Annotated in this window: 9 protein-coding genes; 1 reads left to right on the forward strand and 8 read right to left on the reverse strand. The window is 72.8% G+C overall.

Features of this window, described 5'->3' with window-relative positions; translation table 11 throughout:
* Nucleotides 1–282: 282 nt before the first annotated feature.
* The 3 genes from D450_RS0122200 to D450_RS0122210 all read right to left on the reverse strand — a co-directional run bounded on the left by D450_RS0122200 (nt 283) and on the right by D450_RS0122210 (nt 5,099).
* Nucleotides 283–1,377 (reverse strand): cytochrome P450 family protein, encoded by a 1,095-nt coding sequence (locus D450_RS0122200; protein WP_017540838.1) that lies wholly within the window; start codon nt 1,375–1,377, stop codon nt 283–285.
* Nucleotides 1,374–2,711, reverse strand: coding sequence for a cytochrome P450 family protein (locus D450_RS0122205; protein ID WP_017540839.1), 1,338 nt, complete (start codon nt 2,709–2,711; stop codon nt 1,374–1,376). The genes D450_RS0122200 and D450_RS0122205 overlap by 4 nt, the downstream gene beginning before the upstream one ends.
* A 141-nt stretch (nt 2,712–2,852) precedes the next feature.
* A complete protein-coding gene (locus D450_RS0122210) occupies nt 2,853–5,099 on the reverse strand; it encodes a heavy metal translocating P-type ATPase (protein WP_017540840.1) in 2,247 nt (748 codons plus the stop codon).
* Between the two features lie 160 nt (nt 5,100–5,259).
* On the opposite strand from D450_RS0122210, the gene D450_RS0122215 reads away from it, so the two are divergent.
* Complete coding sequence (locus tag D450_RS0122215) at nt 5,260–5,754, forward strand: SRPBCC family protein (RefSeq protein WP_239647491.1); 495 nt, start codon at nt 5,260–5,262, stop codon at nt 5,752–5,754.
* Between the two features lie 30 nt (nt 5,755–5,784).
* Here the strand turns inward: D450_RS0122215 and D450_RS0122220 are convergent, their stop codons facing one another.
* From D450_RS0122220 to narI, 5 genes are all read right to left on the reverse strand, one after another.
* Nucleotides 5,785–6,384 carry a GNAT family N-acetyltransferase gene (locus D450_RS0122220; protein WP_017540842.1) on the reverse strand — a complete coding sequence of 200 codons (600 nt, stop codon included), beginning with the start codon at nt 6,382–6,384 and terminating at the stop codon, nt 5,785–5,787.
* A gap of 198 nt (nt 6,385–6,582) precedes the next feature.
* Complete coding sequence (locus D450_RS0122225) at nt 6,583–8,031, reverse strand: alanine/glycine:cation symporter family protein (RefSeq protein WP_017540843.1); 1,449 nt, start codon at nt 8,029–8,031, stop codon at nt 6,583–6,585.
* A 189-nt stretch (nt 8,032–8,220) separates the two neighbouring features.
* On the reverse strand, nt 8,221–8,544 hold the full coding sequence (locus D450_RS0122230) for a GNAT family N-acetyltransferase (RefSeq protein WP_017540844.1): 324 nt from the start codon (nt 8,542–8,544) through the stop codon (nt 8,221–8,223).
* Nucleotides 8,532–9,497 (reverse strand): DUF5996 family protein, encoded by a 966-nt coding sequence (locus D450_RS0122235; RefSeq protein WP_017540845.1) that lies wholly within the window; start codon nt 9,495–9,497, stop codon nt 8,532–8,534. The genes D450_RS0122230 and D450_RS0122235 overlap by 13 nt, the downstream gene beginning before the upstream one ends.
* A complete protein-coding gene (gene narI / locus D450_RS0122240) occupies nt 9,488–10,207 on the reverse strand; it encodes a respiratory nitrate reductase subunit gamma (RefSeq protein ID WP_039820827.1) in 720 nt (239 codons plus the stop codon). The genes D450_RS0122235 and narI overlap by 10 nt, the downstream gene beginning before the upstream one ends.
* Between the last annotated feature and the right edge of the window lie 4 nt (nt 10,208–10,211).

A 10,211-nucleotide genomic window follows, 5' to 3' on the forward strand; every position in this document is an offset into this window, starting at 1 on the left:
GCCGGTCGAGCAGCTCGTCGGTGCCGCGCCACACGCGGCCCATGCCGCCCGCGCCGATCAGCTCGGTGAGGCGGTAGCGCCCGGCCAGCAGGTGGCCGGGCGCGGTCTGCTCTGAACTCATGGGTGGGGCTTCCTCGGGTCCTCGCGGCCGCGGCCGCCGCGGCCGTGCCGTCACCTGGCGAGTCTAAATCCCCCGCAACGCCACGAAAGCGCACGACGAAGGACATCGTGCGCACCCGTCAGGCGGTGTCCGGTTCCGGACAGGACGCGGCCGGACCGGACTCAGGCCGGTGCCGCCCCGCCCAGGCGCACCCGCAGCGCGGCCACGCCGTTGGAGACGATCGAGGGCACCTGCTCGGGCTCGGTGTCGAGGAGCTCCATGCCGGGGAAGCGGGCGAAGAGCGCGGGCAGGGCGGTGCCCAGCTCCAGCCGGGCCAGGTTGGCCCCCAGGCAGTAGTGCGGGCCGTGCGAGAAGGACACGTGGGACTTGTCCTCACGGGTGATGTCGAAGCGGTCGGCGGTGCCGCCGTGCTGCCGGGGGTCGCGCCCGGCGGAGCCGTAGGACACCAGCAGCGCGTCGCCCTCGGGGACGGTGGTGCCGTCGATCACCAGGTCCTTGGCGGCGAAGCGGAGCGGGACGTTCTGGATGGAGGTGTTCCAGCGCAGCGTCTCCTCCACCGCGTCGCTCCACGGGCGCTCGCCGCGCACCAGCGCCTCCAGCTGGTCCCGGTGGGTCAGCAGCGCCTGCACCGCGTTGGTCAGCAGGTTCATGGTGGTCTCGAACCCGGCGCCGATGATCAGGATGAGCGTCCACACCAGCTCCGACTCGCTGAGCCGGTCGTTGTCCTCGTCGCGTGCGGCGATGAGCGCGCTGGTCATGTCCTCGCCCGGGGCGGCGCGCTTGCGCGCCACCAGGTCGGCCAGGAACCGCTGGGTGCCCTCGTGGTTCTCCAGCGCCTGCTCGGGCGTGATGGTCTGGTCGAACATCATCCCGATGCGCCGGTGCAGCTCGTCGCGGGCGCCGCCGTCCACCCCGAACAGGTCGCTGATCACCGTCATCGGCAGCGGGTAGGCGTAGTCGGCCTTGACGTCGGCGACCGGCCCGCCGGCGGCCATCGCGTCCAGCAGTTCGGCCACCAGCGCCTCGATCCGCGTGCGCATGCCCTCCACGCGGCGCGGGGTGAAGGCCTTCGAGACCAGCTTGCGGAGCCGGGTGTGGTCCTCGTCGTCGCGCGCGAGCATGTTCTCGGCGGCGACCCAGGAGATCAGCTGCCAGTCGGGGCGGATCCGCCCCTCCCGCCAGGCCCGCCAGTGGACGGGGTTCTTCTTCACATCCGGGTGGGTGACCACCTCGCGCACCGCGTCATAGCGGGTCACCGACCACGCAGCAACCTCACCAGGAAGTTCGACAGGGACGACGGCTCCGGTCTCGCGGAGCCGGGCGGCTTGGGGGTGGAGGTCTCCGGTGACGAGTCGGACGGGGTCCACGGCGTTCCTTCCTCTACCGGGGTCTGGGGGTCGAAAGCGACGGGAAGCCGCGTGAGGGCGTGGGCGAAGGGGGAGATCCTCCAGGACAGCTCCTCGGGCGCCGTGCCCAGCCGCAGCCGGGGCAGGCGCCGCAGGAGGACCTCGATGCCGGCCACGGCGATGGCCGTGGCGATGTCCTTGGCCGGGCAGCGGTGCGCGCCCACGCCCCAGGCGAGGTGGGCGCGGTTGGGCGCGTCCTCCAGGCGCTGGGCGTACTCCTCGGCGAGGAAGCGGTTGGCGGCGGCGAAGCCCAGAAGCACCGGGGTGCCCTCGGGCAGCGTGCCGCCGCCGGGGACCTCCACGTCCCGCACCGGGTACATCACCGGGTAGTTGGTGACCGGGGGCGCGCTCCACATGACGCGGTCGATCGCCTCGCCGATGCCGGTGCGCGCGCCGGCCAGGTCCTCGCTCAGCGCGCGGTCGGTGAGCAGCACCCGCACCGCGTTGGACAGCAGGGAGGCGCTGGGCTCGTGCCCGGCCCCGACCATGAGCACCAGGTGCTGCAGGACCTCCTCGTCGCTGAGCCCGGCCCGGTGCCGCATGAGGGCGCTGGTGACGTCCTCGCCCGGGTGCGCGCGCTTGCGGTCGATGTGGGCCGAGAGCACCGACTCCAGTTCGGCGTTGGCCCGCTCGGCGTCCACCCCGTCCCACATGTCGCGCAGGGCGGTGAAGAAGCGGCGGCCGGAGGAGGCGTCCATGCCGAACATGTCGTTCATGACCAGCAGCGGCAGGGGGCGGGCGAACTCCTCCATGAGTTCGGCCTCGCCGCGCGCGCAGAAGCCGTCCACGAGGCGCTCGGCGACGGCCCGCGCCTGGGCGCCGACCTTCCCGGGCTCGAAGGGCGCCAGGGAGTCGACCATTGCGCGGCGGACCCGCCGGTGCTCCTCGCCGTCGGAGAACAGCGCGTTGGGCCGGTGGCCCATCATCCCCAGCAGGGAGGAGTCGTCGGGGATGCGCCCTTCGCGCCAGTCCTTCCAGCGGCGGGCGTCCCGGCTGAACGTGCGCTCGTCGCGGCACCAGGCGGTGATGAGCGCGTAGTCGACCACCAACCGTCCCTCCACGCCGGGTTCGAGCATGACCGGGACGACCGGGCCGTGCTCCTTGCGCATGCGCGCGTAGGCGGCGTGGTGGTCGGCGTGGAAGCCGGGGTCGTAGAGCTCCAGGTGGGGGCAGCCGGTCGCCAATTCACGGTTCCGTTCGCACTCGCTCGCCGGGGGGCGCGAGGAACGGTAGCGGTCCGGGGCCCAGAACGACAGGGGCGCCCCCACGGTCCGTGACCGCGGGGGCGCGCTGTGCTGGACATTCGGGTTGCGGACGGGCCGGAATCAGGAGGGGTCCACGGCCCGGAACCGGCGCAGCCGCAGGCTGTTGCCGACCACGAAGACGCTGGAGAAGGCCATCGCCGCGCCGGCGATCATCGGGTTGAGGAGCCCGGCGGCGGCCAGCGGCAGCGCCGCGGTGTTGTAGGCGAAGGCCCAGAACAGGTTGCCCTTGATGGTGGACAGTGTGCGGCGGGAGAGCCGGATGGCGTCGGCCGCCGCCCGCAGGTCCCCGCGGACCAGGGTCAGGTCGCCGGCCTCGATGGCCACGTCGGTGCCGGTGCCCATGGCCAGCCCGAGGTCGGCCTGGGCCAGGGCGGCCGCGTCGTTGACGCCGTCGCCCACCATGGCCACCGCGCGGCCCTCGGCCTGCAGACGCCGCACCTGCTCGACCTTGTCCCGGGGCAGCACCTCGGCGACCACCCGGTCGATCCCGACCTCGGCGGCGACGGCCTCGGCCACCGCCCGGTTGTCCCCGGTGAGCAGGACCGGGGCCAGCCCCAGGCCGCGGAGGCGGCGCACCGCCTCGGCGCTGGTCGGCTTGACGGTGTCGGAGACGGTCAGCACGGCGCGTGCGGCGCCGTCCCAGGCCACGGCCACGGCGGTGCGGCCCTCGGCCTCGGCGGCCTCCTTGGCCCGGCGCAGGTCCTCGGGCAGGGACAGGGACCACTCCTCCAGCAGCGCGGTCCGGCCGACCAGGACCTTGCGGCCCTCGGCGACGCCCTGAACGCCCAGCCCCTCCTGGTTGACGAACCCCTCGGCGGCCGGCAGGTCCCCCGCGCGCCGGGCGGCGCCCTCGGCGACGGCCCGCGCGATGGGGTGCTCGGAGGCGTCCTCCAGCGCCCCGGCCAGGCGGAGCACCTGCTCCTCGTCCTCCCCCTCGGCCACGTGCACCCCGGAAAGGGACATGGTGCCGGTGGTGACGGTGCCGGTCTTGTCCAGGACGACGGTGTCGATGCGCCGGGTGGACTCCAGCACCTCCGGGCCCTTGATGAGGATGCCCATCTGGGCGCCGCGGCCGGTACCGACCATGAGCGCGGTCGGGGTGGCCAGGCCCAGGGCGCAGGGGCAGGCGATGATGAGCACCGCCACCGCCGCGGTGAACGCCGCGGCCGCCCCGGCCCCGGTGGCGAGCCAGAACGCCAGGGTCCCGGCGGCCAGCAGGATGACGACGGGGACGAACACCCCGGAGACCCGGTCGGCCAGGCGCTGGATCTCGGCCTTGCCGTTCTGCGCCTCCTCGACCATGCGGGCCATCTGCGCCAGCCGGGTGTCGGCGCCGACCCGGGTGGCGCGGACGGTGATCCGTCCGCCGGAGTTCACGGTGGCCCCGGCCACCTGGTCCCCGGGGGCCGCCTCCACCGGCACCGACTCGCCGGTGAGCATGCTCATGTCGACCGCGGAGGTGCCCTCCTCCACGACGCCGTCGGTGGCGATCTTCTCACCGGGGCGCACCACGAACAGGTCGCCCTCGGCCAGCTCCCCGATGGGCACGCGCCGCTCGGTCCCGCCGCGCAGCACCGCCACGTCCTTGGCGCCCATCTCCATCAGCGCCCTGAGGGCGGCCCCGGCGCGGCGCTTGGACCGGGCCTCGAAGTACCGCCCGAGCAGGATGAAGGAGGTGACGCCCGCGGCGACCTCCAGGTAGATGTCGGAGGCGCCGTCGCTGCGCGCGACGGTCAGCTCGAAGGGGTGGACCATGCCCGGCTCGCCTGCGGTGCCGAGGAACAGGGCGTAGAGGGACCAGAGGAAGGCGGCGAGGGTGCCCATCGACACCAGGGTGTCCATGGTGGCCGCGCCCTGCTTGAGGTTCTTCCAGGCGGCCCGGTGGAAGGGCAGCGCCCCCCACACGATGACGGGGGCCGCCAGCGTCAGCGACAGCCACTGCCAGTAGGTGAACTGCAGGACCGGGAACATCGCCATGGCGATCACCGGGACGGACAGCGCCAGGCTGACCACCGTGCGCTCGCGCAGCGGCCGTACCGGGTCGTCCCCGGCCGCGTCCGCCTCCTCGCCGCCGCTGCCGTCGGCGGCCGGGGCGGGCAGCGCCGCGCCGTACCCGGCCTTCTCCACCTGGGCGACCAGGTCCTCGGGCGCGACCCCGTCGGCGTAGGTGACCTGCGCCTTCTCGGTGGCGTAGTTGACGGTGGCGGTGACGCCGTCCATCCTGTTCAGCTTGCGCTCGATCCGGTTCGCACAGGAGGCGCAGGTCATGCCGGTGATGGCCAGTTCCACCCGATCGGTTCCGCTCATGCCGCTCTCCTGTCGTCTCCTCTACCCCTGATCATCGGGGATCACCGGGGGCCCACGCACGGCGTTCTCCCTCACCCCCATTGGTACCATACCCCCCTAGGGTATGAAAAGAACCGGGGTCCGCCCCCGGCGCCGGCGCGGCGGCGGCTACATTTCCCCCATGTACTCCCTTGAGGACCGGACGGTGGCGGTCGAGGCGCACATCTCCGCCTCCCCCGCACGGGTATGGGCCCTGGCCTCGGACATCACCGTTCCGCCGCGGTTCAGCGGCGAGCTGCAGAGCGCCGAATGGCTCGACGGAGCCGAGGGCCCCCGGGTCGGGGCGCGCTTCTCGGGCCGCAACCACAACGAGCACATGGGCGAGTGGACCACCACCAGCGAGGTGGCGGAGGCCGACGAACCGCACGCCTTCGCCTGGCACGTCCTGCTCCCCGACGGGCGCCGGGTCGCCACCTGGCGCTTCGACCTGCGCGCCGAGGACGGCGGGACCGTGCTGCGCCAGTCGATGGCCGTCGGCCCCGACCCCGGACCGATGGACGAGCTCGCGGCCGAGCGGCCCGAGCGTGCGCGCCGGATCCTGGAGAAGCGCCTGACCATGCTGGAAGAGGGCATGCGGGCCACCGTCGACGGGATCCGCGGCCTCGCCGAGGGGTGAGGCCTACCCCGGGCGGGTACCCCCGGCGTCTCACCCTTCCTTGAGGTCCAGGCGGGCGATGGGGCGCCCGCTCACGGGGTGCGGGCCGCAGCCGAACCCCGCCTTGCGGAACATGCGCACGGTTCCGGTGTACACCTCGGCGCTGGGCGCGCGCCCGCCTGCGGTGTCCACCGGGTACCCCTCCAGGACGCGCCCGCCCTCGGCGCGGGCGTACTCGATCGCGGCGTCCAGGAGGCGGGTCCCCAGCCCGTGCTTGCGCCGGCGCGGCGGGAGCCAGAAGCACACCACCGCCCACACGCCGGGCTCGTCGGGGTCGACGGGGCGCAGCGCGCGGGAGCGGGACAGGCGGATGAACGCGTCGCGCGGGGAGACCGCCACCCAGCCGCACGGCTCGGCGCCGTCGTAGGCGATCAGCCCGGGGATCCTGCCGTCGAGGGTGAGTCTTCGCAGGGTCTCCTTGTTGGTGCGCCCCCGTTCGGGCGGCGGGCAGGACAGGCTCTCGGAGAAGTCCTTGGCCCGGCGGCGGAAGAACGCGCACCAGCAGTGCCCGTAGGCGCCGGTCGGGCCGAACATGCGCTCCAGGTCGTTCCAGCGGTCCGGGGTGGCGGGCTCGATCGAGACGATGGTCATCCAGTCCCCCTGGGAACAGGCACACAGATGTGATGAAGAACACTAGCGAGTCGGGACGGTTCCGGCATCATCCCGCCGTCCGGCTTGCCATGGTTCGTCGCCTTATCCGCGCTTTGCCGGATTCCCCGGCCCCGGCGCCCCGGCGAACGCGAAGGGCGCCCCTCCGCGAGAGGGGCGCCCTGGGCGGAAGAGAGGCGGTCAGCGCAGCGTCTCGACCTCTTCGCCCTCGCCTTCCCAGCACTGCACACCGGGGATCTGCGGGATCCGGTCACGGGTGAAGACCGGGTCCACTCCCTGCTTGCGCTGGTCGGTGTAGTCGCGCAGCACCAGCACGGCGGCGCCGGCCAGCGGCGCCAGCGCCACCAGGTTGACCAGCGCCATCAGGCCCATCGTGGTGTCGGCCAGGCTCCACACCAGCGCGACCTGGCCGATGGAGCCCAGGAAGGTCGCGACCAGGAAGACGAGCTGGAACCCGAGCATCACCTGCGGCCTGCCGCTCATGAAGCGCACGTTGGCCGCGCCGTAGTAGTAGTTGCCCAGCACCGAGCTGAAGCACAGCAGCAGCAGGACGAAGGTCAGCGCGTGCACGGACCAGCCGCCCAGGCTCGCCTGCAAGGCGTCCTGGGTCATGGAGGGGCCGCGCTCCTCGCCGTAGACCGGGTCGGAGACCAGGATCAGGAACGCGGTCATGGTGCAGATGACCAGCGTGTCGAAGTACACGCCGAACGTCTGCACCAGCCCCTGCTTGGCCGGGTGGCTCACCGAGGCGCTGGCGGCGGCGTTGGGGGCCGACCCCAGGCCGGCCTCGTTGGAGAACATGCCGCGCCGGACGCCCTGCACGATCACGGTGCCCAGGGCGGCCCCGGCGACCTCGCGCAGCCCGAAGGCGCTCTCGAAGATGAGCACGAAGACGGGCACGATCTGGTCGGTGTTGAGGGCGACCACCGCCAGTGCCATGAGGATGTAGACCAGCGCCATGAAGGGCACCAGCGCCTGGGTGACGTGGGCGATCCGGCGCACGCCGCCGAAGACGACCAGCGCGGTGACCGCGACCAGGACGGCGCCGATGGCCGGGGCCAGCCAGCCGGGGACCGACGCGCCGGTCACCTCGACGGAGTTCTGGACGGCGCCGGAGATGGTGTTGGACTGCACCGCGTTGAACACGAACCCGAAGGTGATGGTGATCAGGATGGCGAAGACCACCCCGAGCCAGCGCGCGCGCAGCCCGTGCTGCATGTAGTAGGCGGGGCCGCCGCGGAACCCGGTGGAGTCGCGCACCTTGTACAGCTGCGCCAGGGTCGACTCCACGAAGCTCGCGGCGCCCACGAGCAGGGCCATGATCCACATCCAGAAGACGGCCCCGGGGCCGCCGACGGCGATCGCGCCGGCGACGCCGACGATGTTGCCGGTGCCGATGCGCGCCGCGGCCGAGATGGAGAAGGCCTGGAACGGGGAGATCGCCTTCTTGCCGTCAGGGGCGGTCTCCGGCTCTCCGCGCAGCTGGCGGACCATGTCCGGCACCAGGCGGATCTGCACGCCCGCGAGCCGCACGGTGAAGTAGAGGCTCAACAGGGCCAGCAGGGGGATGAGAAGGTACATCCAGAACGCGTCGGTGGCGCTCACCAGGAGGTCGTTTACGGTCTCCAAAACCCTGGGGCTCCTTTGCTTGCAGGGGGAGTGAGGTGGGCAACTGGCCTCAGTACCCCTGTACCGGGCGGGAACACCGGATTCCCGCACGCGTTGCCGGATGACTACCGTTCTGTGACCTCACGCCCGGTCCGCCGCCCTGATCTCCTCCGCAGGGTCACCCGTCCTGTTCGGAGGGTCAGTCGGCGGTCAGTCGGTCGCCGTGCTCTCCGGGCGCTTGTAGACCAGGTCCGCGTACTCGCGGTGGCGCTCGATCCACCCCTTGTAGAAGGGGCACAGCGGCAGCACCACCATGCCGCGCGAGCGCACGTCGTCCAGGGAGGAGCGCACGATCGCGCTCCCCACGCCGCGCCCCTCGTAGGCCGGGTCCACCTCGGTGTGGGTGAACACGACCATCTCCCCCGCCAGCAGGTACTCGGCGAATCCGGCCACCGCGTCCCCGGCGTCCGCGTCCCGCGCCTCGTAGCGCCGCCGTGCCGGGACGTCGGTGACCGTCAGGCTCACGTCTGCCACCAGTTGCTCCTCAGCTTGTCGTCGGGGTCGGTCACCCCGTCCGGGCAGGCGAGGCCCGCGGTGTCCCACCCGAGCAGCGGCGCCCCCGCCTCGTACGCCGCCTGGTAGAAGGAGAGCACCGCCGCACGCGGGTCGGCCGCCGCGCGCGCCCGGCCGTAGCGCAGCAGCGCCAGGTGCCCGTGCGCGCCGTCCAGCCACTCGGCGCCGTCGGGGAGCGGCGCCCCGGTGAGCCCCTCGGGCTCGGGCGCCGTGTAGGAGTAGAAGGCCGGCTCGGGGACCGATTCGTCGCCGAACCAGAACCCGAAGCTGACCACCTCCTCGGAGTAGGCCTCGCGGATAAGCGGCCCCGCCTCCTCGGGGTGGCGCACCGCGCCGCCCCCGAAGCGCGTGACCGCGATGTCGAAGGTGTGCCAGAAGTGGTGCACAGGGCTGGTCTTTCCCGAGTAGCCCGCGGCGAACTCCTCCAGGACCCCGCCCACCCGGCCCAGCACCCTCCAGTACCGGTTCGCCCAGAACGGGTCGTAGGCGGCGTGCTCGGTGTCCTCGGCGAACGGCCGCGCCGCGTCCGGCAGGTCGTAGGGGTAGGGGCGGGCGATCTCCACGTGCACGCCCAGGCTGTCCAGGGCGGCGAGCACCTCCCGGTAGAAGGAGGCCACGCTGTGCCCGGCCAGCGGGAACGAGGCCTCGCGCCCCTCCTCGGTGCGGGCGGTCAGCCGGTGGCGCACGAAGTCGAAGTCGACGGTGAACAGCGGGTTGCCGTCCACCACCCCCATCGGGCGCGTGGTGATCCCGGTCCCCGTCAGCCGGAAGGGCACGTGCCACCAGTGGTTGCGTCGCGGGCTGGACGCGAGCCGGATCTTGCCCACGATCTGCTCGAACCGGTGCAGCGTCTCCTTGGTCGCCGCCCACTCCTCCAGGGGCATCGACGGCAGGTCCTCCATGGTCAGCTCCATCCCCGTCGTGTCGCGCGCACCGCCGGGCCCGTGCGGCCGTCCCGCGAGCGGTAGACCACGTAGGGCCGGAAGAGGTAGAACCACGGCGCGCTGAAGGCGTGCACCAGCCGGGTGAACGGGAAGAGCGCGAACAGCGCCATCCCGACCAGGGCGTGGACCTTGAAGGCGGCGCCGGAGGCGGCCATGGCCGGCACGTCCGGGGAGAGCACCCATATGCTCCGCCACCACACCGAGACCGTGGTCCGGTAGTCCGGCTCGTGCGCACCGGTGAACTCGGCGGCCGTGGAGACCAGGGTGGTGGCCAGCCCGGCGACGATCGCCAGCACCAGGACCAGGTACATCACCTTGTCGTTGGCGGTGGTGGCGCTGAACACCGGCCCGGTGGTGCGGCGCCGCCACACCAGCAGCGCCACCCCGGCCAGGGTGCACAGCCCGGCGACGGCGCCCAGCCCCAGGGCCACGGCGTGGTAGGCGGCGTCGGAGACCCCGGCCGCTCGGGTCCACTCCCGCGGCACGACCAGGCCGACCGCGTGGCCGACGATCACCACCAGGAGGCCGAAGTGGAACAGCGGGCTGCCGATGCGCAGCAGCCGGGACTCCTGGAGCTGGGAGGAGCGGGTCGTCCAGCCGAACTGGTCGTACCGGTAGCGCCAGAGGGCACCGCCGACGAAGAGCACCAGCACGACGTAGGGCAGGACGCCCCACAGCATCAGC

Source organism: Nocardiopsis halophila DSM 44494 (assembly GCF_000341245.1).
Taxonomy (GTDB): domain Bacteria; phylum Actinomycetota; class Actinomycetes; order Streptosporangiales; family Streptosporangiaceae; genus Nocardiopsis_A; species Nocardiopsis_A halophila.

Excerpts from the sequence above, each read along its gene's own strand:
- D450_RS0122210 (WP_017540840.1), bottom strand. The coding sequence starts at position 5,099 with ATGAGCGGAACCGATCGGGTGGAACTGGCCATCACCGGCATGACCTGC.
- D450_RS0122215 (WP_239647491.1), top strand. The coding sequence starts at position 5,260 with ATGTACTCCCTTGAGGACCGGACGGTGGCGGTCGAGGCGCACATCTCC.
- D450_RS0122220 (WP_017540842.1), bottom strand. The coding sequence starts at position 6,384 with ATGACCATCGTCTCGATCGAGCCCGCCACCCCGGACCGCTGGAACGAC.
- D450_RS0122235 (WP_017540845.1), bottom strand. The coding sequence starts at position 9,497 with ATGGAGCTGACCATGGAGGACCTGCCGTCGATGCCCCTGGAGGAGTGG.
- narI (WP_039820827.1), bottom strand. The coding sequence starts at position 10,207 with ATGCTGTGGGGCGTCCTGCCCTACGTCGTGCTGGTGCTCTTCGTCGGC.